Annotated in this window: 26 protein-coding genes and 1 pseudogene; 7 read left to right on the top strand and 20 right to left on the bottom strand. The window is 38.3% G+C overall.

Annotation, left to right across the window (positions count from 1 at the left end):
• Positions 1-89: 89 nt before the first annotated feature.
• The 3 genes from JWR23_RS04965 to JWR23_RS04955 all read left to right on the top strand — a co-directional run bounded on the left by JWR23_RS04965 (position 90) and on the right by JWR23_RS04955 (position 2,517).
• Positions 90-1,145: a YncE family protein gene (locus tag JWR23_RS04965; protein ID WP_299513707.1), complete on the top strand. Its 1,056-nt coding sequence runs from the start codon at positions 90-92 to the stop codon at positions 1,143-1,145.
• A gap of 40 nt (positions 1,146-1,185) precedes the next feature.
• Positions 1,186-1,764, top strand: coding sequence for a DUF6580 family putative transport protein (locus JWR23_RS04960; RefSeq protein ID WP_299513705.1), 579 nt, complete (start codon positions 1,186-1,188; stop codon positions 1,762-1,764).
• Positions 1,765-1,830: 66 nt separating this feature from the next.
• Positions 1,831-2,517 (top strand): NAD-dependent deacylase, encoded by a 687-nt coding sequence (locus JWR23_RS04955; protein ID WP_299513703.1) that lies wholly within the window; start codon positions 1,831-1,833, stop codon positions 2,515-2,517.
• A gap of 255 nt (positions 2,518-2,772) precedes the next feature.
• Here JWR23_RS04955 and JWR23_RS04950 read toward each other — a convergent pair whose 3' ends face one another.
• The 3 genes from JWR23_RS04950 to JWR23_RS04940 form a co-directional block, all read right to left on the bottom strand.
• Positions 2,773-4,014 carry a PQQ-dependent sugar dehydrogenase gene (locus JWR23_RS04950; protein ID WP_299513701.1) on the bottom strand — a complete coding sequence of 414 codons (1,242 nt, stop codon included), beginning with the start codon at positions 4,012-4,014 and terminating at the stop codon, positions 2,773-2,775.
• A 443-nt stretch (positions 4,015-4,457) separates the two neighbouring features.
• Entirely contained in the window at positions 4,458-4,652 is a 195-nt protein-coding gene (locus tag JWR23_RS04945) for a hypothetical protein (RefSeq protein WP_367277512.1), read from the bottom strand.
• A 22-nt stretch (positions 4,653-4,674) separates the two neighbouring features.
• Entirely contained in the window at positions 4,675-5,415 is a 741-nt protein-coding gene (locus JWR23_RS04940; protein WP_299513695.1) for a DUF3291 domain-containing protein, read from the bottom strand.
• A 74-nt stretch (positions 5,416-5,489) separates the two neighbouring features.
• Here JWR23_RS04940 and JWR23_RS04935 point away from each other — a divergent pair, with 74 nt between their 5' ends.
• The 3 genes from JWR23_RS04935 to JWR23_RS04925 are packed head-to-tail and all read left to right on the top strand — an operon-like array spanning position 5,490 to position 7,214.
• Positions 5,490-5,972 carry a GAF domain-containing protein gene (locus JWR23_RS04935; protein ID WP_299513692.1) on the top strand — a complete coding sequence of 161 codons (483 nt, stop codon included), beginning with the start codon at positions 5,490-5,492 and terminating at the stop codon, positions 5,970-5,972.
• A complete protein-coding gene (locus JWR23_RS04930) occupies positions 5,965-6,615 on the top strand; it encodes an alpha/beta hydrolase (protein ID WP_299513689.1) in 651 nt (216 codons plus the stop codon). Before JWR23_RS04935 ends, JWR23_RS04930 begins: the two co-directional genes overlap by 8 nt.
• Complete coding sequence (locus JWR23_RS04925) at positions 6,612-7,214, top strand: DNA-3-methyladenine glycosylase (RefSeq protein WP_299513686.1); 603 nt, start codon at positions 6,612-6,614, stop codon at positions 7,212-7,214. The genes JWR23_RS04930 and JWR23_RS04925 overlap by 4 nt, the downstream gene beginning before the upstream one ends.
• Positions 7,215-7,317: 103 nt before the next feature.
• Here the strand turns inward: JWR23_RS04925 and JWR23_RS04920 are convergent, their stop codons facing one another.
• Genes JWR23_RS04920 through JWR23_RS04905 form a run of 4 tightly spaced genes read right to left on the bottom strand, consistent with a single transcriptional unit; the run spans position 7,318 to position 10,286 of the window.
• A complete protein-coding gene (locus JWR23_RS04920) occupies positions 7,318-8,697 on the bottom strand; it encodes an MATE family efflux transporter (protein WP_299513684.1) in 1,380 nt (459 codons plus the stop codon).
• A gap of 22 nt (positions 8,698-8,719) precedes the next feature.
• Positions 8,720-9,343, bottom strand: a complete 624-nt coding sequence (locus JWR23_RS04915) for a helix-turn-helix domain-containing protein (protein ID WP_299513681.1) — start codon at positions 9,341-9,343, stop codon at positions 8,720-8,722.
• A complete protein-coding gene (locus JWR23_RS04910; protein WP_299513678.1) occupies positions 9,318-9,809 on the bottom strand; it encodes a GNAT family N-acetyltransferase in 492 nt (163 codons plus the stop codon). Before JWR23_RS04910 ends, JWR23_RS04915 begins: the two co-directional genes overlap by 26 nt.
• Before the next feature lie 3 nt (positions 9,810-9,812).
• Positions 9,813-10,286 carry a PaaI family thioesterase gene (locus JWR23_RS04905; protein WP_299513675.1) on the bottom strand — a complete coding sequence of 158 codons (474 nt, stop codon included), beginning with the start codon at positions 10,284-10,286 and terminating at the stop codon, positions 9,813-9,815.
• A gap of 178 nt (positions 10,287-10,464) precedes the next feature.
• Between JWR23_RS04905 and JWR23_RS04900 the strand changes: the two genes are divergently transcribed.
• Positions 10,465-10,668 (top strand): hypothetical protein, encoded by a 204-nt coding sequence (locus JWR23_RS04900; RefSeq protein ID WP_299513672.1) that lies wholly within the window; start codon positions 10,465-10,467, stop codon positions 10,666-10,668.
• Between the two features lie 197 nt (positions 10,669-10,865).
• On the opposite strand, the gene JWR23_RS04895 is transcribed toward JWR23_RS04900, so the two are convergent.
• The 13 genes and pseudogenes from JWR23_RS04895 to mqnE all read right to left on the bottom strand — a co-directional run bounded on the left by JWR23_RS04895 (position 10,866) and on the right by mqnE (position 24,346).
• Complete coding sequence (locus JWR23_RS04895; RefSeq protein ID WP_299513669.1) at positions 10,866-12,119, bottom strand: hypothetical protein; 1,254 nt, start codon at positions 12,117-12,119, stop codon at positions 10,866-10,868.
• A gap of 8 nt (positions 12,120-12,127) precedes the next feature.
• A complete protein-coding gene (locus JWR23_RS04890; RefSeq protein WP_299513666.1) occupies positions 12,128-13,243 on the bottom strand; it encodes a hypothetical protein in 1,116 nt (371 codons plus the stop codon).
• 5 nt (positions 13,244-13,248) lie between these two features.
• Positions 13,249-15,846 (bottom strand): DNA gyrase subunit A, encoded by a 2,598-nt coding sequence (gyrA, locus tag JWR23_RS04885; RefSeq protein ID WP_299513663.1) that lies wholly within the window; start codon positions 15,844-15,846, stop codon positions 13,249-13,251.
• A gap of 419 nt (positions 15,847-16,265) precedes the next feature.
• The gene (locus JWR23_RS04880; protein ID WP_299513661.1) at positions 16,266-16,664 is read right to left on the bottom strand and encodes a hypothetical protein; all 399 of its coding nucleotides are present in this window, start codon (positions 16,662-16,664) and stop codon (positions 16,266-16,268) included.
• A gap of 2 nt (positions 16,665-16,666) precedes the next feature.
• Entirely contained in the window at positions 16,667-17,581 is a 915-nt protein-coding gene (hemF, locus tag JWR23_RS04875; RefSeq protein ID WP_299513659.1) for an oxygen-dependent coproporphyrinogen oxidase, read from the bottom strand.
• A gap of 180 nt (positions 17,582-17,761) precedes the next feature.
• Positions 17,762-18,148 (bottom strand): annotated as a pseudogene (locus JWR23_RS04870) (endonuclease domain-containing protein); the annotation flags it as partial.
• A gap of 96 nt (positions 18,149-18,244) precedes the next feature.
• Entirely contained in the window at positions 18,245-19,498 is a 1,254-nt protein-coding gene (locus JWR23_RS04865; RefSeq protein ID WP_299513657.1) for an MFS transporter, read from the bottom strand.
• Between the two features lie 118 nt (positions 19,499-19,616).
• On the bottom strand, positions 19,617-19,814 hold the full coding sequence (locus tag JWR23_RS04860) for a cold-shock protein (protein WP_299513655.1): 198 nt from the start codon (positions 19,812-19,814) through the stop codon (positions 19,617-19,619).
• A gap of 134 nt (positions 19,815-19,948) precedes the next feature.
• Positions 19,949-20,584 (bottom strand): peroxiredoxin, encoded by a 636-nt coding sequence (locus tag JWR23_RS04855; RefSeq protein WP_299513652.1) that lies wholly within the window; start codon positions 20,582-20,584, stop codon positions 19,949-19,951.
• A gap of 190 nt (positions 20,585-20,774) precedes the next feature.
• A complete protein-coding gene (locus tag JWR23_RS04850) occupies positions 20,775-21,248 on the bottom strand; it encodes a hypothetical protein (protein ID WP_299513649.1) in 474 nt (157 codons plus the stop codon).
• Positions 21,249-21,698: 450 nt separating this feature from the next.
• Positions 21,699-22,442 (bottom strand): menaquinone biosynthetic enzyme MqnA/MqnD family protein, encoded by a 744-nt coding sequence (locus tag JWR23_RS04845; protein WP_299513646.1) that lies wholly within the window; start codon positions 22,440-22,442, stop codon positions 21,699-21,701.
• 8 nt (positions 22,443-22,450) lie between these two features.
• A complete protein-coding gene (locus JWR23_RS04840; RefSeq protein WP_299513644.1) occupies positions 22,451-23,068 on the bottom strand; it encodes a histidine phosphatase family protein in 618 nt (205 codons plus the stop codon).
• An 84-nt stretch (positions 23,069-23,152) separates the two neighbouring features.
• Positions 23,153-24,346 (bottom strand): aminofutalosine synthase MqnE, encoded by a 1,194-nt coding sequence (gene mqnE / locus JWR23_RS04835; protein ID WP_299513642.1) that lies wholly within the window; start codon positions 24,344-24,346, stop codon positions 23,153-23,155.
• Between the last annotated feature and the right edge of the window lie 44 nt (positions 24,347-24,390).

The raw sequence follows: 24,390 nt of genomic DNA, 5'->3' as shown, positions 1-24,390 counted from the left end.
AACAAAAGCTACGTGGTAGTGCAAAGCTATCCTATGCCCGGGCGTTCATACAGAATTTCATTTCAAATAACTATATAACAATAAATCCCATGAAACAGATTAAACTTAATTACCTATTTATCGCGTTAGCATTTGTAACGATACTGGCATCATGCCATAAAGATAAAGTAGCACCAACTCCCGAAACACCAACCGCGCAACGTGCCGGAATTTACGTATTAAACCAGGGTGGGTTCAGTAAAAACAACAGTACCCTAACTTATTATGATTATACCACCAAGCTGTTGGTACCAGACCAGTTTACTATAGCCAATACAACCAAATTGGGCGATACCGGTAATGATTTAGGCATATATGGTGCTAAAATGTTTATAGTGATAAACAACTCTAACCTGGTAACAATTGTTAATGCTAAAACAGCAAAACTCATCAAAACTATTGCCCTTACTCAGCCCCGTAGTGTTACTTTTTATAAGAGCAATGCTTTTGTTACTTCCTATAACGGAACGGTATCTGTAATTGATACTACATCATTAACCATAACCAAAACCATTACTGTTGGCAGCGACCCGGAACAAATGGTAGTAGCAAATGGTAAATTGTATGTAGCAAATTCGGGCGGATTAGACCCAACTCCGGGTACAACCTTATCTGTAATTGACCTGACTACTTTAACAGAAACGAAAAAGATAACCGTTATTGCCGATCCGGTTTCTGTTACTACAGATATTTATGATAATGTATACGTGCTATCATTAGGCAATTTCTTTAATGTGCCTGCCGGTATGACCGTAATTGATGATAAAACTGATCTTGTAAAATCAAAACCTACGGTAAACTTAGGGTATAATGTGCCGATTTTTGTTTTGGGCGATTTTGTTTACTATCCAAGTGCTGATAACAAAATAGCGGTATATAATGCAAAAACACAAACAGCAGCATCTGTCAATTTTATTACCGATGGTACGGTTATTAATACACCTTATGCTATTTCGGGCGATCCATTAACCGGCGAAATATTTGTTACGGATGCTAAAGATTATTCATCAAACGGAACATTAACAGCTTTTGATAAAACCGGTAAAAAGGAATACTCGATAGTTGTTGGTATTAGCCCGGGCAAAATAGCGTTGGTGAATAAATAATATTGTTAGTATTTTAGTAGAAATATGTAATTTTACCATTATGTCATTAAACAAAATAAATACCCGCAACATTGTATTGGCTTTGGTAATAGTTGCCATGGCAGCAATACGCCTGTTAACCTTAAAATACCAGGTTTGGAGTAATTTTACACCGGTTGGCGCCATAGCCATTTTTGGCGGCGTATATTTTAATGATAAATGGAAAGCGTATCTAATAATACTATTGACATTTTTTGTGAGTGATGTTATTATTAATCATTCGTACACGTCGCAATGGTCATTATGGAGCAGTTATACATTTTGGAACTGTGTATGCTTTTCGATAATTGTATTTGTTGGTTCACAGATAAAAAAGCTGAACTTTGTTAGCGGATTAGTGATCTTATTAGTACCCGTAACTACACATTGGTTAATTATGGACCTCCCGTGGATAAACGGCGCTTCATCGCTTTACCCTAACAGTTTATTAGGCTATTGGGAAGCTCTTGTAGCGGCTATACCATTTGAAAGAAATATGCTTTTAGGCGATGCTGTATTTGGCGTTATATTGTTTGGCGGTTTTGAACTGGCAAAAAGCAAATACACCGTATTGCGTACTAACAGAGAGATAGCACTTTAAACTAAACTTATTATAATTAAAAGCGGTCAGTTTACACTGATCGCTTTTTTTATGAAATTTATACCGATGAAAAAGATTGTTGTATTAACCGGAGCAGGTGTTAGCGCCGAAAGCGGTTTAAGGACGTTCAGGGACAGCGATGGTCTTTGGGAGGGTTATGATATACAAGAGGTGGCAACGCCCCAGGCATGGCAGCGCAATCCGCAACTGGTGCAGGATTTTTATAATATGCGCCGTAAAGACGCTATGAATGCAAAACCCAATGCCGCACATTATGCTTTAGCTGTGTTAGAGGAGCAATATGAAGTAACCATTATCACGCAAAATATTGATGACCTGCATGAAAGAGCAGGATCAACCAACGTAATACATTTGCATGGTATTATTACCCGGGCACAATCCAGTTTAAACGCTGCCTTAACTTACCCAATGGAAGGGTGGGAGCTTAAAATGGGAGAGGTGTGCGAATTAGGCTCACAACTACGGGCGCACGTAGTTTGGTTTGGTGAGGATGTACCCATGATTGAACCATCAATGCGGGTATGCCAGCAAGCGGATATATTCATCCTGGTTGGATCATCGTTAGCCGTATATCCCGCTGCCGGACTGATCAATTATGTACCTAACAATGTGCCTAAATACATTGTTGATCCCAACATCCCGGATATAAACCGGCTGAATAATATGATTAAGATAGAGGAGAAGGCAACCATTGGCGTACCGGAGCTGGTAAGGCGGTTAATGGAGTCTTAAAAAAATGCAAGCGAAGTGTTTCATAAAAATATGAAACACTTGAAACACTCTTTTAGCTTAACTTATTGATATATAATAAATTAAAAAAATGAGTGAAACACTTTGAAACAGTACAAAAGCTTTAGGTAAAATAGTATAAGTGTCTTACAATAAGTAATTTATGCTGTTTTACCGATTTTTGTAAATTTAGGGTGAAACACCTGATGTGAAACACTTTTTTTTGCCTGAAACAGTCTGCGAAAAAAAATTAGGGAACTATTTCACAATCTTATAAATAGTTCCTTTTGTATTTCCCGGTGAGGTATCGGGCGTGGTTATCACATACATTTCGCCTGATGGGTCCTCGCCCCAGCCGGTTATTTTTAAATTGGCCGGGTAGTTTTGCAGGGTAACTTTTCCTCTTTGCCATGCTTCGCCGGTTTTTTGTATATAATATATCGGGCCGGTCCAGTCGGCAAAAAAGTATTTGCCTTTTATGGCCGGTAATTGTTTGCCATTGTATACATATCCGCCAATAACACATACGCCGTCTGTGTGTTTATACTCGGCAATTGGTTTTATTGTTCCGGTAAAGTCACAGTTTAGTTTGGGGTTAAAGCAATGGACGCCTTCGGTTATGCGCCAGCCATAGTTGCCGCCTTTTTCAATAATATCCATTTCTTCCCAGGTGCTCTCGCCAACATCGCAGGTAAATAGTTGCTTTGTCGCCTTATCGAACGAAAACCGCCAGGCATTGCGCAGCCCATAGGCCCATATCTCCGGTTTTGTATCTGCTTTGCCAACAAATGGATTATCCTTTGGTATGGTATAGGTCGAATCGCTATTAACATTCAGTCGTAATATCTTGCCAAGCAGTGTATTCATATTTTGCCCGTTACCAATTGTGCCGTGTTTATCGCCGCCACCACCACCGTCGCCCATAGAAACGTATAAATAGCCATCAGGGCCAAATCTTATACAACCGCCGTTGTTGCCTTGTCCCGGTTCGTCGGCGCTAAATATAATTCGCCCGCTGTTGGGGTCTACTTTAGTTGAATTATTAGATAACGTATATTCGGCCACCACATCTTTATGATCTGATTTAGGCGCTACAGGAGGCGCGCAGTAAAAAATATACACTTTCCTATTCGTAATGAATTTGGGGCTTATAGTAAAGCCTAAAATACCCCTGACGTCAAATCCCTGGTTGATATTAACCAGCTTACTGGTAATATCTAATAACGGCGCGTCTGTTAGCTTACCATCTTTTACCAGGCGGATCTTGCCGGTTTGCTCTGCTACCAAAATATCACCATTGCCGGGAAAAGCCATATCCAGAGGCGCCTGCAGATCAGATGTTACCTGCCGGGCGTTTAAAGTTAAGGTTGGTGCCGTTGCTTCATCATCAACTAACGGAGCTTTGTGAAAAATATAGGAGGGAAGTATGAGTACGGTCGCTAACAGCGACAAAAAAACAGGTACAAATAACAATGATTTGGTTAGGGTAATCTTCTTCATGAATTAATTGGCATTATAATTTGGTGCAGCAATGTAGGTTTTTATTATGGTATTGGGTGAGGGTTGTGTATAATTACAGGGAAATCGCTTTTAAAAATTGACTGTACCAAACAGGTCATTTACCCATAATGGCGATTTTTTGGCTAAAGCCGGTGCTAATTCTTTTACGGGTCCGTCACATAAATGTGACGGCAATGATAGCAAAATAGTTTTTTCATTGCCGTTTGGCTTCAGCCAACGGGCTAAGATTATAATTATAGACGGGCTTTAGCCAAAAACCGGTACTTATATTTTGGAGTTATACCTGCCTGCAATTTTAAAAGCGATTGCCCTGATACAATTACCCCATATTCACCATAAAGTCACCGCCAAATATAATTTTGTTTAGATATTTTATAATTTATATATATTTATAAATCAATAGTTTACATACATCACCTCAACTAATAGTTATACCTAAAGTACGCGCCCTTAAAATCCTTAGCCATCTCTGCAAAACGAGCAGCTACCGTCTTTAAAAACTCCTCATCAAGCAATTCAAATACACTGTTAACGCCTTCGGTCAGGTCCATTTCGGCTATTTTGTAGCTTTGTTCCAATACGCCTTTCTCTATTTTCACAATGAATTTTTGGTTCATATTAAAGATGGATATCTTAAATTCAGGGTGCGGTAATTCTGCTATTATTCTCATTTTGTAAAAGTAAATTGTTTAAATTATTCAACGGGTCCTTCCCATTTATGGTACCAAAGGCAGCCACCGGTTTAAACCTGGCAAAAAGCTCTTCCTTGTACCAATTTTCAGTACGTGTTTTCTTAATAACCTCACTATGCTCGCGCGATTGGTAGGCAAAAGCCTTAACATCATCCAGACTTTCCCATACAGAAAACGTAGCCTGCCGGTATACCGGCGCCTCACCAATGCCAAATGAAGCCACATAGCCCTTTGCTACGGCCATTAAACGGGCAACGTCATCCACATTACTCCAAAATCTTTTAAGTTTGTTAAAACGAATGGTAGCGCGTGTAAGCACGGCTACCGGGCCCGTATAGTCGGCTACGTTAGGTGCGCCAAATGGTTCTTTGCCGTTCCATTTACCATGACTTTGCAATGGTTCGCAAAGTATTGTCCATTGCTCAGTCCGAAATAATTTCCACCAAGATACAATGAATGAATGTTTATAGAAGCTATTAAAATCTTCGCGGTTATTCCAAACAGCTAACAGTCCCCATTGTTGCCAGTCGGGTTGCAGGTCAAAGGTCCCGTTTTGACCGCTGCCCAATAGTTTCCAGAAAGTACATCCCTTTTGCAATCGCATAGGCAAACGATGTACAGCCATTGCCAGCAGCGCGAAAGGGATAAGCAATTTTGGATAACGAACTATGGTGAGGCTAACTATCATTGAAGTACTAAATAAAAGATTAAATATGATATTTGCCTTATTTACTTTTAAGAGTACGCACTTACCTTTGTTTTATGGCAGAAGATTTAACAATTATCACATCAGCAGATAAAGAAGAACAATACAGATCACTTATACCGCAGATAGAAGCATTGCTATTTGGCGAGACATATCTAATTGCTAATCTGGCAAATATATGCGCCGCATTAAAGGAACAGTTTAAGTGGTTATGGGTAGGGTTTTATTTGGTTAAGGATGGCAAATTGGTATTGGCGCCCTTCCAGGGACCGGTTGCCTGTACGCGTATTGCTAAAGGCAAAGGTGTTTGCGGCGCGGCATGGGAGCAGGCTAAAACATTAATTGTGCCCAATGTTGATGAGTTTCCCGGGCATATCGTCTGTAGCTCTGCATCACGGTCGGAAATTGTTTTGCCGTTATTTCACAACAATGAAGTAGTTGGCGTGTTAGATGCAGACAGTGAAAACTTAGCTCAGTTTGACCATATTGATGCTAAATACCTGGAACAGATTATAAGGCTTATAAACTTTAATGAGTAAGATATATTTAATAGCCGGATTAGGCGCCGATACCCGGCTTTTTAATAATATTGATCTGCATGACCATGATGTAATCCCTGTAGACTGGATAGAACCCAATGAATGTGATACTTTAAGTACTTATGCACAAAAGATTATATATCAATATAATATAAGTAAAAATTCTGTTGTAATTGGCGTTTCATTAGGTGGAATACTTGCTATTGAAATTGCTAAGTTGATGCCGTTAAATAAAGTGATCCTGATATCAAGTATTAAGACAATTGATGAAGCTCCATTGTATTTTAAGCTATTTAAAACTTTACCTGCTTACAAATTATTGCCTGGTAGGTTAATGGCTAATTTAGGGTTGCTTATAAAGCCGGTATTTGGCAAAATGTCTGCACAGGATGCGTGGTTATTTAATGATATGCTGAAAAAATCATCTCCTGTATTTATAAAATGGGCAATGAATGCGGTCCTTCACTGGAAAAACACCACCATACCGCCCAATGTTTACCATATAGTGGGTGATAAGGACCTGGTATTTAATTATAAAAGAATAAAAAATGCTACCGCGATTAAGGGCGGAACCCATATTATGGTATTTGATAAAGCAAAGCAGATAAATAAATTGTTAAAAGATATTTTAAAGAAAAAATGAAACTGCCCGAAAGCTTTTACCGGCGTAATGATGTAGTGACCATTAGCCGCGAGTTGTTGGGTAAATATTTATTTACCTGCATTAATGGTATAGTTACAGGTGGTTATATTGTTGAAACAGAAGCTTATAACGGAATTATTGATAAAGCTGCCCACAGTTACGGTAACCGTTTAACCCACCGAACTAAAACCATGTATATGCATGGTGGTGTAGCCTATGTGTACCTATGTTATGGCATACATGAAATGTTTAATGTGGTAACGGCTGTTGAAGGTGAGCCTAAAGCTATTTTAATCCGGGCGATACAACCAACCGATGGGACAGACATTATGTTACAGCGGCGCAAGATGAATGTTATTAAACCTGCCATAACTTCCGGGCCCGGATCTGTGGCGCGGGCATTAGGTATATCACGCGATATAAACGCTATCAGCTTGTTAAGCGATACGTTATGGATAGAAGACAGGGGCATGATAATTCCTGATGAAGCTATCGCGGCAGTGCCCCGGATAGGGGTTGCCTATGCAGCCGAGGACGCGCAATTGCCTTACCGGTTTTATATAAAAGGAAATGTTTATGTAAGCAAACCGAACAAATAAAGCGATCATATTCAATTTAAGCGCATTTTTAATGCCGATGTATTCTTACCGACAAAAGAATAAAAGTTGTTTATAAGACGTAATTCCGCCCTTATACTCAATTTTAATCGCGGGCAATAATAACGGGCCGCTTATCACGGTGATGTTTGCTGATGATTTTAAAACGGATATAAAGCAAAATCGCGGATACCATTAAACCTAATACCAGGCCGTACCATACGCCGGCAATACCCCAGTGTAAATGTATCCCCAAAAAATACCCTAACGGTAAGCCAATTACCCAATACGCTAAAAAAGTAATTACAGTAGGCACATTAACATCGCCCATACCCCTTAAAATACCAAGACCAACCACCTGGGTTCCATCAAATAATTGAAACATCGCGGCCAGTATAAGTAACTGTGATGCAATAAGTATCACTTGGTTATCTGAAGTATATATCCAGGGTAATGCATGATTGCCAACTGTAAATATGAGTGCCGTTATACACATAAACACAATTACCACATGGTAGCTTGCCGCGGCTGACAACCGCAAATTTTTATGATCTTTTGCCCCGAAATAATTACCCGACTTAATTGCTGCCGCTGCTGATAATCCGCTCGACATCATGTAAGTTATCGATGCCAGGTTAATTGCAATTTGATGTGCCGCGAGCTGAACCAATCCTATACTTCCAATAATAACGGCCGCGCCACTAAAAGCGCTTACTTCAAATCCGTATTGCAAAGCAACCGGTGCGCCTATGCCCAGAATTTTTAAACTACGCACCCGGTCAATATTTTTTAATGCAAAGCCTTTTAGGTATTGTTTAAAATTGTTTGATCTGAATACATATATACCCATCACCAAAGCCATTATACAGCGATCTATCAAAGTACTGTAACCAACGCCCATAATCCCCATTGGATAAACGCCAAATAAGCCTTTTACAAAAGTTATTCCTAAACATATATTAAGCACATTACCCCATATAGAAATAAGCATAGCTTGTTTGGTAAAGCCTAAACCCTCTGCAAACTGTTTAAAGGTATTAAATACCAGCATGGGTATAATTGAAAGGGCCAGTAACAATAAAAATGGTTTTGCCTGCCTCACAACTTCCGGAGACTGATGCAGATGATCCAGAAAGAAAATAGATCCCAGGGAAACAATGGCAAACAGCGCTATCCCGCTTAGCACATTAATAAATAAACTATTGGATAACAACTGTCCGCATTCTGCAAATTCTTTGCGCCCGTTGTTCTGCGCAATTAGTGGTGTAGAACCATAAGATACTCCAATACCTATAACTAACGGCACAACAAAAATGCTTGTAGCTAATGATACTGCAGCTAAACTAACAGTTCCGGCAAAGTGGCCAACTATAATTGTATCAGATGTTTGTACTAAGGTATGACCCAACTGAGATATAACAACAGGGATAGCAAGTTTTAAATTGTCGCCATAATAGGATCGGTATTTATTGTAGGTAGCTCTCATGGATAAGTGAATACTATGGCCATTAAGCAGCGGTATAATATTCTTCTTTTTCTGTTGTATGAATGCGGATAACACCTGAAAGTACCATATTCACCAATATTCGCTGAGCGGCCCTACGTCCAACTTTTATTAAATCGCAATATTCTTTTACTGTAATACGGCTGGTTTTTTCCAGGTATTCCAGTAATGACTTTTCTTTTGAAGAATATTCAATTAATACACCGTTAGTATTAGCCGAACGTTTAAGTACATCAACAACAATTTTACTGGCCAGCACACTTTTATCTTTTACACGTACATATACCCACCATTTACCGTCTTCTGCTAACGCGTAATGGGGTTTAAGCGAGCTTTGGGGAGTGTCAACTACCAATACCAGCTTATCATCAACATATACCTCTTCAAATATGGGTTCAAGAGCGGGCCTGGCAAACAGATGAGCCGCCCGGGTTATCATATACCGTTCTTCATCTTCAGATTTTACACCTTTTATGGTGCCATCGTCGGCAACGCCTATTAATAAACGCCCGCCCTTGTTATTGGCAAATGATACCATTGTCCGCGCTATTTTTTCGCAACTGGTAATGGTTTTTTTAAAATCAAGTGTTACGCCCTCGCCTTCAAAAATTTGCTTTTTTATGTTCATCTTCTTCTCCGTTAGGCATCTGGTAAGGCGTAAATATTTCCATCCAACTTTCAGGACGGGTTATCTCTGTAAATCCAAACTGACTATATAATCCATGGGCATCAGCGGTAGCTAACGACCATCGCCTTAATCCCTGCAATTCGGGATGTCGGGTAATGGTTTGTATTAACCATTTTGATAAGCTTTTGTTTCTAAATTCAGGCAGGATAAACACATCACAAATATAGGCGAAAGTGGCCTTATCGGTAACAATACGTGCAAAGCCGGCTTGTGTTTTATTATGATAAACACCAAAGCAAAAGGAGTTTTCAATCGCTATTTTAAGCTTTTCCACAGGTATTCCTTTTGCCCAATACGACTCCTTATCCAGGTAATTATAGATCGCTTCAAAATTAAGCAAGCTTTTATCTGTAGATATAGAAAATCCTTTTTTTAGGAATGCATCATTATTTATAAATACTTTCATCGCTTACAAATTTTCTTTAAAATTTAGGTTTCGCAAATAGACCTCGTTCATTAAGGTTACACATATTTCGCCATCGGTGTTATAAATATCAATAGGGTGCGACTTTGTGTATTTACCGCCGGTATTTAATACATGCTCGGCCTCGGCAATCTCCTCATCGCTTAAGCTGATATTAAAATACAATTTAGCTAACGCCGGCTTTATAAACTGTATCTCTGATGATTTTGACCAGGCAATTACATTATACCCCTTATGACTAAATAACTGGTGAAAAAGCAATGGATAAAATGGGTCTGCTGCTGAAAATATGGTGCCGCCGAATATAGAATTATTATAGTTCCGGTTAAAAACACTCTTGTTGATCTTTACCCTTACACCCTTAAATCCTCTATCAATTTTAACTACCCAAATGCGTTGGAAGAAAAGAGGAGGGTAGAAGCGCATTCCCCATTTTGATAAACTCTCTGATACCACCATAACGGCTAAATATCAGAAATTTAAACCGAATACAATTAAACAGATAATTGATTTTTCAACATTAGCATATGTAAATCACTCACGCTTAATTTTATAGAAGAAATAATTTAAACAATACCACATAAGATGGGTTATAAACTTAGGTTAAGTAAACACATTTTAATTACCAAAATTATCTATGAAAAAACATATTTTAAGTTTTGCGCTTGTCGTGGTGATGATTGGCGCAATTGCAGCAGGCTCAGGCTGTAGTTCAAAAAAGAAAACGAGTGGTTCTGATTCAACATCAACCGACACTGCTAAAATGACAAAACCCGATACTATGAAAAAAGATACCGGTAAAATGCCAATGAGGGATACAACAAAAAAACCGCCAATGTAGTGTCTGTTTTTTTGTTAAGGCTCAATATTTATTGGGCCTTTTTTATGTTAGATTATATTGATAACAATGAAATAAATTATAAGATGACATGTGTTATTTGTTAACCTTTATTTATCCCATAATTAACATTATGTTAAGTAGTATTGTCTTTTAAAAGCCTGCTTAATCAAAGCAGGCTTTTAGTATGTCTCCTATTATTATTTAATAGCGTCTATTCTTTTCTGAGTTTCTGTGGCCTTAGCAGGATTTTTAGTACCTAAATAGTATGTTTTTAAATTAGCCAAAGCATCTACTGATGTTGGATTTAACTCAACTGCTTTTAATAAATATGGTTTAGCCAATTCAAACTGTGCTGTTGCTTTTATAATTGCAGCATCATACTCTTTTTGTTTGTTTACAGGTAATTGATTAGCGGCATTATATTGATCAATTGCAGGGCTCAGCATAACATATCCCAAATTTAAATTAGCTTCAAAATAGCTGGGGTCTAATTCTATGGCTTTTTTGTAAAAATCAGCAGCTTTTGCAAAAAATTCAGCTCTTTTAGCTTGTAAAGAGGCTTTTGTGGCTGCATCCTTAGTTTTGGCAATTTCTTTTGAAACACCTTCGGCAAATAGTCCGTTTGTTAAACCTGCATAATAATATAGCAATTTGTTTTTAGGATCATTAACAATTGCGCTCTGTATTTTACTAAGTACTTCTTGTTGTTTTCCTGTTTGCAGGCTTATTTCAATTTCTCTTTTACGTAAATCAGCGTTTGTAGGATATTTCTGTATTCCTTCTCCAGTAATTTTTAACGCTGCTGCAGTATCTTTCTGTGTTAAATAAATAGATGAAAGTTCAAAATATATAGCAGGTTTTTGTGAAAATTTGGTTGTAAGAAGTTTGGTATAATTACTAACAGCCTCAGGATATTTACCTGATGAGGCTGCAGAAAGACCGGTATAATAAATAGCATTAGTATCCTCTGGTAGTGTTTGGCGATAATAATCAAATGAATTATAAGCAAGGTTATACTTTTTTTCCTTAAATTCTTTTACACCTTTATTTAATTGGTACTGGGCAAGAGTAACATGGGCTTCGTCAATTATCTTCTTATATTCAACTTTTGTATCTAATTCTTTAGCTTTTTTTAAAGCTTCGTCGGCAGTTGCAAATAAAGGAGCTGTTCTGGATACCGAAGTATCGGCAAGGGCTAATGACGCATAAATAGCTCCCTTTAAAGCATACGTTTCCGCAAGTCCGGATGTTTTTGCATTTGCAGAGGCATTATCAATTGATTTTTTAGCCAAAGCCAGGCTGCCATTAGCTAACATAGCCCCTGCTCCAGATCTGCTCAGTGTTGAATATTTATCATACGATTCTTTAGCATCCTTTAATTCGCCTTTTTGCGCAAATGCTGTTGCTGTAACTAAGCCCAACAGGCCTGCTATCAAAAATTTAATTCTCATGGTTAGTTTTATTGATTTGTTAACTGTTTTAGTTTGTTATTTATATTATTCAATTGGTTTTTACTACCGGTTTGCGCGTAAATAAGCTTCAAAATTTCTAAACACTTAATATTATTAGGTGATATTTCATTTGCTTTTTCTATCCACTGCCGGGCATAGCTTATGTTTTTTTCTTTATCACCCTCTTTTAAAGTACTTTTCTTTAAATAAAGCAGGCCCAAATCAAATATAGGGTCATAGGCCGAACTATTTAAATCTATTACATGCAAATAAAGCGATTCTGCTTTATCATATTGATATAAATGTTCGTAACAATTTGCTGCTACAAATACAATATCGGGGTTATTTATATTAATATCAAGCAATTTGGTCAATAATGGCGCTAATGATTTATAATCTTTCTTATTATTATAAATATTAGCCTCGTCAAGCAGCAAAAATTTATCTCCCGGTAATAATTTTCTCCCTTTTTTTAATACATCAATAGCTTTACTGGTATCTCCTATTGCTTTATAAATAGTGGATGCGGCTTCAATATATGCTGTTTTTGTACTATCGGTTTTAATCAGGGCATCATAATACCTGGCAGCAGCTTCTAAATTACCTAATTTATTATAGGTATAAGCTATATAAGCATTAAGGGGCTTAAATGAGGGAACATACCTATGTGCCCTTAAAAAAACATATTCGGCGTTGGAGTAATCAGAATTGTTTATGTAGGCAAACCCTTTGCGTATATAAACATTTGCCAAACATTGCCTGGCAAAATCCATTTCGGGTTGGTATTTATATATCTTTTTCCTGGTATTCAATAAATCAACCAGTGCAACAGTTTTGCCGAAAAAATCGGCAGGCTGATTAAGTTTATTTAAAGAATCAATATATAAAATACTGGAGTTTACCACGGCCCGATAAACATTTTTCTCCAAATTTGTAGAGTCAGGGCCAACCTTTATCAGGCTATCAATAGTTTTTTTGGCATTGCCTAAATATTTAAGCTCATTTTTTTGCTTGTAAAACGCCAAACTATTAACTACACCTTTTAGCACTTCTGTTTGGCAAAAGGCAAAAGATGTAGTTAATAATACTATTGAAACCGATAATATAATTTTACGGCCCTTCATTGTTTTTATTCAGTTATATCGCCCGGTGATGTTGGTTCTGTATCAGCATCCGGTGTTGATCCGGTAGGTGAATCAGGTGTTGGTTCTTCATCAGAATTTTCAACTGCACCTTCTTCGGCTTCTATATCTTCCTCATCATCATGCTCAATCTTAGCTACTGATGCTATTTCGTCATTACCTTTAAGAGTTATCAGCCTTACTCCTTGCGTTGCACGGCCCATGGTTCTTAATTCGCTAACTGCAATACGGATAATTACACCTGATTTATTAATGATCATCAGGTCCTCATTATCTGTAACACCTTTTATAGCTACCAGCTCGCCTGTTTTTTCAGTAACGTTAAGTGTTTTAACGCCCTTACCGCCGCGATTAGTTACCCGATAATCATCAATATCAGTACGTTTACCATAACCTTTTTCAGACACCACCAATACGGTAGTGTCAGGGTTATCAATGCTTATCATACCTACTACCTCATCATTATCACTATCAAGTGTTATACCTCTTACACCAGTGGCAGTACGGCCCATTGGCCTAACTTTAGCCTCGTTAAAGCGTATTGCCCTGCCCGATTTTAAAGCCATTACAATCTCGCTGGTACCACTGGTTAAGCTTGCTTCTAACAGTGAATCGCCATCGTTAACATTTATAGCATTGATACCATTTGCACGTGGACGAGAATACGCCTCTAACGACGTTTTCTTGATCACACCCTTCTTGGTACACATAATTATAAAGTTGTTTTCCAGATAATCTTTATCCTTTAAGTTTACAACCTTAATATAAGCCTTAATGTTTTCTTCCTTAGGAATATTAATGATATTCTGAATAGCACGGCCCTTTGATGTACGCGATCCTTCCGGAATTTCGAACACCCTTAGCCAGAAACATTGCCCCGACTCGGTAAAGAACAACATGTAGTTGTGGTTAGACGCGATAAGCAGGTGTTCAATAAAATCCGCATCACGGCTATTGCTGCCTATTGATCCTTTACCACCCCTGCCCTGCCTGCGATATTCTGTAAGCGGCGTGCGTTTAATATAACCCTCGCGCGAAATTGTAATTACAACATCCTCATCCTCAATAAAATCCTCGGTTTGCATTTCTGCTGATGAGTGTACCATTTCGGTTTTACGCTCGTCGCCATATTTCTCTTTTATCTCAATCAGCTCGTCTTTGATGATCTGCATCCTTAAACCTTCATCAGCTAAGATGGAGTTTAAATGATCTATCAGTTTCATCAAACCTTCATACTCATCTTTTATCTTATCACGCTCAAGTCCGGTTAACCTTCTTAGGGTCATATCCAGGATTGCGCGGGCCTGTATATCGCTTAAGCCAAACTGTGTAATTAAACCTTCGCGGGCCTCGTCAGGAGTTTGCGATGCGCGGATCAATTTAATTACTTCATCCAAATGATCTAAAGCGATCAATAAACCTTCTAATACGTGTGCGCGTTTTTGGGCTTCGGCCAGTTCAAATTTTGTACGGCGAACAACCACCTCATGCCTGTGCTCAACAAAATGATGTATCAGATCCCTTAGGTTCAACATCATTGGCCTGCCATGCACCAGCGCAATATTATTTACGCTGAATGATGTTTGCAGCGCTGTATATTTAAACAGGTTGTTCAACACAATGGCTGCGTTAGCCTCGCGTTTTATTTCATAAACAATACGTATGCCTTCACGGTTAGATTCGTCACGGATGGCAGATATGCCTTCCAGTTTTTTATCGTTAACCAAATCAGCAGTACGCTCAATCATTAGCCCTTTATTTACCTGGTAAGGTATTTCGGTTACGATGATGCGTTCACGGTCGCTGCCATGGGTTTCAATTTCGGCACGGGCTCTTAACACAACACGGCCACGACCGGTCTCTAAAGCCTCGCGCGGGCCTTCAAAGCCATAGATAATACCACCTGTTGGAAAATCGGGGCCCTTAACATGCTTCATCAACTCGCTAACTTCAATATCTCTATTATCTATTAAAGCCATTGTGGCATCAATTACTTCTGATAAGTTGTGAGGCGCCATGTTAGTGGCCATACCTACCGCAATACCAGATGCACCGTTAACCAATAAATTAGGGAATCTTGCAGGTAACACTGTTGGCTCTTGCAAAGAGTCGTCAAAGTTTAGTTGGAAATCAATAGTATCTTTATTGATATCAGCCAGCATTTCTTCAGCAATCTTTTCCAACCTTGCCTCGGTATAACGCATTGCCGCAGGGTTGTCACCATCAATTGAGCCATAGTTACCCTGGCCCTCAACTAACGGATAGCGTAAGCTCCACTCCTGCGCCATACGTACCATAGTATCGTATACAGAAGCATCACCATGCGGGTGATATTTACCCATCACCTCCCCTACAATACGGGCAGATTTTTTATAAGGTTTATTGTTATTTAAACCCAGATCGAGCATGCCGAAAAGCACGCGCCTGTGTACGGGTTTTAATCCGTCGCGGACATCCGGTAATGCCCTGGAAACGATAACCGACATTGAATAATCAATGTAAGCCGATCGCATTTCCTCGTCAATATTTATTGAAATTATCTTGTCTTCTTTGTGTGGATTATCGTTCTCTGTTCCTTCAGCCATTTTTATTTATTTGTAGTATTTCGCTTTATAATTGATCGTAATAAACAGGTTTTTTATTTGACCTGCGAAGTTAAGAAAATAGTTGATTTCTCGCACCTGTTTTGGTAACAAAATAGGTGCGAGAATGACAGCAAAGTATCCACATTTTGCTACTTACCAACTATATGCAGCGTTATGCCCGCCACAACGGGTTGCTTGTTTCACAATTGGTGAACAAAATGTAACAAGTGAAACAAGATTTCGACTTAAATTATTGTTTATGAGACAATTGATAAAAAGTGATGTAACAAAATGTAACAACGTATAAGTCGGTAAGGATAAGCATATATTTTTATTTTATCATTGATAATCAATGTATTGCAAATCGGTTAATTTGCATGTAGTGAAACAACATTTTTTGGGAAATATTAAAATATAGATCAGGGTTTTATTTTCTTCCAATAATCCTCTACCCTTGCGCCATTTGGCAATGTCGCATTTAAAAATAGGGTATCGTCTTTTACCCGGTACGAATATCGAACAACAACCCCAACCATTTCTTGCGATTGCAGGCAATACGTCTGGATTTCTAAACATGTATCGCCTTTCAGTGAATAATTACCGGCTTCATATTTCACCGGTTTTTCGCCTTTTTCTAACAAGTAGGCCTCGAAGCCTTTGTCGGTATATTTTCTTTGTTGTGAATATCCTTTAGGTGCCGGGGATATTTTGTTGTTGAATTTACCGCCGCGATATTCCCAAGTGCCTTTAAGTGTATTATCTTTTTGAGATGAAGATAATACCAGCATTGCCAGTAATGAAAACATCAACCTTTGCATATCTACACCCAATCAATTCCTTTTTTCAATAACGACAAAGTTCTCTCCTCTTCACTACCCGGTTTAGGCTGATAGTTATATAACCATTTAGCAGTTGGCGGCAGGCTCATCAGTATAGATTCAATACGACCATTTGTTTCCAGGCCAAATTTGGTACCTGCATCATAAACCAGGTTAAACTCGGCATAACGGCTGCGGCGCTGGTATTGCCATTGCTGTTGGTCGGCTGTAAAGGTTTCTTGTTTGTGGCGATTAGTCAGTTCGGTATAAATCGGAATAAAAGACCGACCCAAAGCTTTAGAAAATTCAAATATATTCTCCCAGCTCATATCTTCATTTGCTGTTAACCGGTCATAAAATATGCCGCCTATGCCGCGGGTTTCGTCGCGGTGCTTAATAAAAAAATAATCATCGGCCCATTTCTTAAAACGGGTATAAAATTCGCTGTTAAATTTATCGCAGACAGCTTTTAAACTACTATGGAAGAATCTGGCATCCTCATCAACAATATAATGCGGTGTAAGGTCTATTCCACCACCAAACCATCTTACCGGCTCCTTCCCTTCTGCAAATGATGAGGGCATTTCGAAATAACGAATATTCATATGGATAATAGGCACCAACGGATGATTTGGATGGATCACGATAGATACACCGGTAGCAAAGAAATCATCACTATCTATCTTCAGGCTCTTTTTAATGGCTTCGGGAAGCTGTCCTTCAACGGCAGAAAAGTTTACACCGCCTTTTTCAAATATATTACCATCCTGTATAACCCGGGTACGACCGCCACCACCGCCTTCGCGCTCCCACTTTTCTTCTTCAAATTTTGCTTTGCCGTCTACCTGCTCCAGTGCCCGGCATATTTCATCCTGGATGGTCTGGTAATCGGCCGCTATTTGTTCTTTATTAATCATTGTTGCAAAAATGGGTTTTTTTGTGATTATTAAGTGTCATATTACCCATTCATTGCCTGAGTGATCAATATAAAACTAAAGCCTTGAGCGATTCCCTCCCAACGGGAGGGTGCAGGGAGGGTTTTATGCGCTAACCATTCACCTACTTTAAGGACTGGAATTACATAAAGCATGTGCTTATTAATTATCTAATAAAGTAGTATCAAAACTCTTGGGCAATTTAATATTTGGTTTATGTTTAATAATTTCAATGATCTTTCCTTCAATAGCTCTTATAGCATTTATCATATCTTGCTTCATTTCAGCTTCGGTAAAACGGATAAATTTTATCCCAAACCTCTCTAATTTTATTTGTCTAACTTCATCTTTTGCAAAAGCCTCTTCATTGTTATGAGACATTCCATCTATCTCAATTGCTAACATCAGCTCTTTGCAATAAAAATCAACAATGTAATTGTCAATGCACCGTTGCCTGTCAAAATCAAAACCTAAAAGTTTATCTTCTTTTAATTGGTTCCAAAGTAGTACTTCGCCATAGGTCATGTCTTTTCTTAGCTTACGGGCTAATTGTTTTAACTTGGAATTATCTTACTCATTTCTTTGCAGGTTTATTAACCCCTCCTTGCACCCTCCCGCTGGGAGGGAATCGCACAGGGCCTTGCTTTAAGTAGTCATATTCAAACCATCTTCCTCTTCCACATAATTCAAATCCTTATGGAACGACTCTTTTAGCTGGCTCAAGGCAAATAATGCTATTGCGGTAAGTACAAACATTACAATATAGCCGCTTTGTATCATGCCGTAATGTATTACACATATATTGAACAGCGCATTTACCGGTATTAATGATCCTCTTACGAAGTTGGGCACCGTTGTAGTAACAGTCGACCGTATATTGGTACCAAACTGCTCGGACGCGATAGTAACAAATGTTGCCCAATAGCCTACAGCGAAACCCATAAACAGGCAAAGCCATATAAATTGCGAGGTGGTAATTCCCTTTGCATTGAGGTAAAGCACAACGCTTACTACAGAGAGTAATAAAAACACCAGCATGGTAGTTTTGCGTGATCTGGTTAGCTGTGCCAGTAAACCCGCAAATATGCCACCAACAGATATACCTACATAAGTATACAAAATACCATCACCTGCGCTAAGCGGAACTTTGGCACCTAAAGCTTTTCCAAACTCGGGCGATTGGGTAACCAAAACGCCTACAACAAACCATAACGGCGCGCCAATTAGTATGCAATACAAGTATTTTAAAAACCTTTTACCATTACTAAACAACATTAATATATTTCCTTTTGATACGTTGCTGTCTTTAATATTTTTAAACATGCCCGACTCAAAAGTACCCATACGTAATAACAGCAGCACAATTCCTAATCCGCCGCCTACATAATAAGCTGTGCGCCAATCATACTTACCAACCCAGGCAGCAGCAACCGCGCCTAAAAGGCCTATCATCGCTACAATTGTGGTACCGTATCCCCTGCGCTCTTTACTTAGTGTTTCGCTAACCAGGGTAATGCCTGCACCTAATTCGCCGGCAAGCCCTATGCCTGCAATAAGCCTTATAAACGCGTAGCTGCTAACATCATGCACCATTCCGTTTACAAAATTTGCAACAGAATATAAAAATATCGAGCCAAAAAGCACTTTAATACGGCCCAGTTTATCGCCTATTATGCCCCACATTATACCGCCAAGCAGCAAACCGAACATTTGCATATTGATAACATACACGCCCTGTAAGCGAATATCGGTTTCAGTAACCCCAATATCTTTCAGGCTTTTAACCCTTACTATTGAAAATAGCACAAGGTCATAGATATCAACAAAGTAACCTAAAGAGGCAACAAGAACTAAAAAAATAATGTTTCTGGTAGTTTTGGCCGAAGCAGCGTCAGTCATATTTAATTTATTACAATAATTGGTTGGGCCTAAAGTAACAGGAATTAAGCTATTTTTAAATTTTATGGCAAAAAAAAACCCCTGGGTTTACAGAGGTTCTTTTGTGCAGCTTAGTAAATTATATCTTTTTTACATTTACAGCCTGTAATCCTTTTCTGCCGTCTTCCACATCGTATTCAACGTTATCATTATCTTTTATGGCATTTACGCCGCCTTGTACATCTTTAAAGTGTACAAAAAGATCTTTGCCGTCTTCGGTAACAATAAAACCGTAACCTTTTTGTGTGTTAAACCATTTTACTTTTCCAGTTTTCATAATATTATTATAGTATTAAAATTTGTTTAAGATATATAATTAAGCCAAACTGAATACAAAACGGTATTAATAATCAGTGGAATAAATATACTGCTTTTCCAAATATATAAAAATAATTAATTAACCAAATAAAATTATTTATTGGGTTGCGGAGTAAGGCGCAAGTATGGTTTTACCTCTCTGAAACCTTTTGGAAATTTCGCGGGTATATCTTCAGTCTTTATTGCAGGTACCACAACCACATCTTCGCCATCCTTCCAATCGGCCGGTGTGGCTACGCTATGATAGGCTGTAAGTTGCAAAGAATCAATAACGCGTAATATTTCCTGGAAATTCCTTCCGGTTGAAGCAGGGTAAGTGATGATCAGCTTAATAGCTTTATCGGGGCCAATAATGAATAGGGAGCGCACAGTAGCATTTACAGAAGCATTAGGATGTATCATATCGTAAGCTTCGGCAATTTTACGGTCCTCGTCGGCAATGATCGGGAATTCAACTTCAACTCCTTGTGTTTCATTAATATCCTTTATCCAGCTTTTATGTGATTCAACCGAATCAACACTCAATGCCAGTACTTTAACATTGCGCTTGGCAAACTCATCTTTTAATGCAGCTGTTCTGCCCAGCTCTGTAGTACAAACCGGAGTATAATCTGCCGGATGTGAAAATAATACTCCCCAGCTATCACCAAGATATTCGTAAAGATTTATCTCTCCTACTGAGGTTTTTGCTGTAAAATCGGGGGCTTTGTCGCCTAATCTTAAACTCATAATATTTATGTTTTAATTGAATTTGTTTTTAAAGTTACGGCGATTGTTTTAATAATCAAGTGTTATATTAAAAATATTCTACTATTTACATAGACATTACATAATTTATTGGCAATCCTAAACAAACAAAAAGCCCCGTCCCGACAACTGTCAGAACGGGGCTTTTAAATTAATAAATTAATGGGGTTACTTATTTAACTCTTTTAAAATAGCTAATGTTGTTGTCATCTGTTACTTTCAGTACAATTTCACTGGTAGCGTTTTTAACATCAACAAAATATACCACAGGCTCTTCAATGTTTCTTGTATCATATTTTATAACATCGCTAACCTTATATCCCTGATAGTTTTTAGCTATCTTGGTTCTAACAGAAGCAGCTAACGTAGTATAGGCAACATTTTGTGTAACGCCTAAGTAATCGCCGCTTAAGTTATAAAATGCGGTATAATCTATATTATTATCAACAAAACTAACTTTCTGGCAGCTTGGTGTTACTGTCCAAAGTACATTGTCGGCACTTTTAAAATCACTTTTAAATTGATTAAGAGCAGCGAGCGTTACATTTTTTTCGCTTGCTTCAGTAGAAGGCTTTTTTCCGCCATCGGCAAATGCAGTTACGCTAAACATGGTAGCGATTGCTGCGGTGATAAATAGTTTTTTCATAGTTCTTAAATTTTAAATCCATAACAAAAGTACAGTCTTGTTATCAATATTTATAATAAAATTTAATTTTTATGAATATTTCATAATTTATGATGAATAATTATAGTAATTTGAAATTATATCAATTTACTTAGTGTATAAATTACAATATCTAAATTTAAAAAATGATAAAAAAGTACCTTGTTTTTATTGTAACGGGCTGTTTACATTAAATTAACATGAAAAGCATTTGATATTCATTGGTTTTTGGTGAAAAAAGACAAACCAATCTTGATGCATAGTATGGCGCTACTCTTAACGCCAAGCATAGTTGCTTGGCAAGGGTGTATAAGATCTCGCTCTATGAGGATTTTAATTATATTGATAGTCAATAACTTACAATATGTCATTATAAAATAATGGAGGTTAATACACAGTCATTTTACCCGTAACGCACATTTTGGCATAAACCTACAATGCCTTTACATAATCCAGAAATAAGTGCAAGGCTTTCTTTTTGCTATCGGTTAGATCAAAATCAAGTTTATACATTAAATAATCTTCCAGATCAAAATCTGCTACGGCTGGTAATTCCTTAAGCAGCTCTGCCCTATGGTCAAGCCCTATCTTTAGGGCTTTATTAAACTCCTCTATAAAATCCTGCGAAATGGATTTATTAGCTATCCAAGCAGCAAATACAAATGGTAAGCCGGTAAACTTTTGCCACTTTTCGGCCAAATCATACACAAACGGGTATTTATCTTTCTTACCAAAGGTACGATCACCTATCTGCACAAAGGCTGTGGTTGCATCGTCAGCAATTGAATAGTCTTTTGCGTTGGTAATTAATTCAGGGTCTACCTTCCAAAAGTTTTTAAGCAATACCCTGGCTAAATTATTTGATGAGCGCGACTGGGGGTCCAGTTGTAATTTAGTGATATCATGTATATCGCAATTGCTGAATATAAATACCGAATTAACTGCACCAACAGCGCCAATACAGTAATCTGATACAATTTCCCAATGCGGAAGGTTTAGTATGGCAGCTACCGGGATAAGGCCAATATCCACCCGGTCATCGATCAGCTTTTGGGCACAATCTGCAGGGATATCAAGGCTCAGGTCTATTTTATTAATGATGTCGGTATGTTGTATACCATATAAAAATGGTTTGGTATTAGTATAGCTTACAGCTGATATTCTTATTTTTTTCACAGAAGTGTTTAATCGTGTTTTAAATGTTCGGAGTTGTTAAAGCTGATGATATCGAATTTTTCACCATCAAAGGTTACTTTATACAATACCAGGTTTTGATGCGGGAAGCTATCCATTTCGGTAAGCGGCTTGCCGGTAAGCAGGCACAAAAATAAGCGCATCGCGCGGCCATGCATGCAAATTAATACATTTTCCTCTTCGGTATGGCTCATGATAATTTGCAGCGCCTCTAATTGCCTTAACCTAACCTCGTTGGGGCTTTCGCCATGTTCGAATTTATTATCCAATCTTCCGGCAACCCAATCGCGCATTATCTTTAAAAACGCGGCCTTGGTTTCGGGTGTATTTGGCTGGCCCTCATAAATACCCCAGGCCAGTTCATCCAGTCCTGGTAGTTTTTCATAGGGAATACCCAGGTCAATAAATTGTTGTATACTTTGCTGCGTGCGTTTAAGCGCTGATATGTATATCTTATTAAAAGGTACAGATTTGTACGCATTGTAAAACAAATTAGCCTGTTTGCGGCCTTCATCATTCAGATCAGTATCCCTGCCACGGCCTTGTACAATGCCTTGTTTATTCAGATCAGTTTGCCCGTGACGGACGATGTATAGCGTTTTTATCATTTATATTGTGTCATTAAGTCATTGTTCATTGAGTCATTGGTTTTTTCATTAAAATAATGACCTAATGACTCAATGATTTAATGACTAATTTATAACCGGCAGCTTATAATACTGTGGCTTCACCTCTTCGGCAAATTGGTAATCGTTGTAATCAGTAATTACATTATATAAAGTATCGCGCTCTATCGGGTAGCGGCCAACTTGTTTTATCAGCTCAACCAATTGTTTGGTGCTCATCCCCGGGTTTTGCTCTTCGGCGCCGGCCATCGAGTAAATTTTGGTGGTATCATCAAGTGTACCATCAATATCATCTACACCAAAGTTTAAAGATAATTGTGCCGTAGTACGGCTTATCATGGCCCAGTAAGCCTTAATATGATCAAAATTATCAAGATAGATACGTGATATAGCATAGTTACGCAGATCCTCCACCACAGTTGTTTCCGGAATGTGCGACATCTGGTTATCCTTGTTCCTGAATTTCAAAGGAATAAACGTTTGGAAACCTCCGGTTTTATCCTGTAACTGGCGCAAACGATCCATATGGTCTATCCGGTGCCAGTATTTTTCAATATGGCCGTATAACATGGTAGCGTTTGAGCGTGCGCCCAGCTTGTGCCATTCTTCATGTATAGCCAGCCATTGGTCGGCTGTACATTTATCTTTAGCTATTTGCTCGCGTATTTCAGGGTGAAATATTTCTGCACCACCACCCGGTATAGATTCCAGGCCGGCATCCAGCATCATTTTCATGCCAGTCGCATAATCAATCTTAGCTTTCTTGAATATATAATGATATTCTACAGGTGTTAATGCCTTAACGTGCAATTCGGGGCGATGCGCTTTTATTCTTTTGAACAGCTCTACATAAAACGGAACATCATATTGTGGTAATACACCACCTACAATATGCACCTCGGTAACCGGTTCGTTATCGTATTTGGTAACGATATCAAACATTTCATCCATAGTATATTCCCAGCCTTCCTCTTTTTGCTTTAGCAGGCGCGAGTATGAACAAAATTTACAATCGTAAACGCAAAGATTGGTAGGTTCTATATGAAAATTGCGGTTAAAATAGGTTTTATCACCATGGCGCTTTTCGCGGATGTAATTGGCTAAAACGCCCAGGTATCCTAACTCACCTTTTTCAAAAAGTAAAACACCTTCGTCAAAAGTTATACGCTCCTGATTGAGCACTTTTCCGGCAATGTGTTTTAAATCAGCAGATAAATCCGGATCCTGCAATAATACCTGTAAATTATTTTCAGCTCCCATTAAAAAACTTTTGCCAAAAATAAGAAATGTTAATGTAATGATGG

Source organism: Mucilaginibacter sp. (genome assembly GCF_028288205.1).
Lineage (GTDB): Bacteria > Bacteroidota > Bacteroidia > Sphingobacteriales > Sphingobacteriaceae > Mucilaginibacter.
This window is presented reverse-complemented; position numbering and strand designations above follow the sequence as displayed.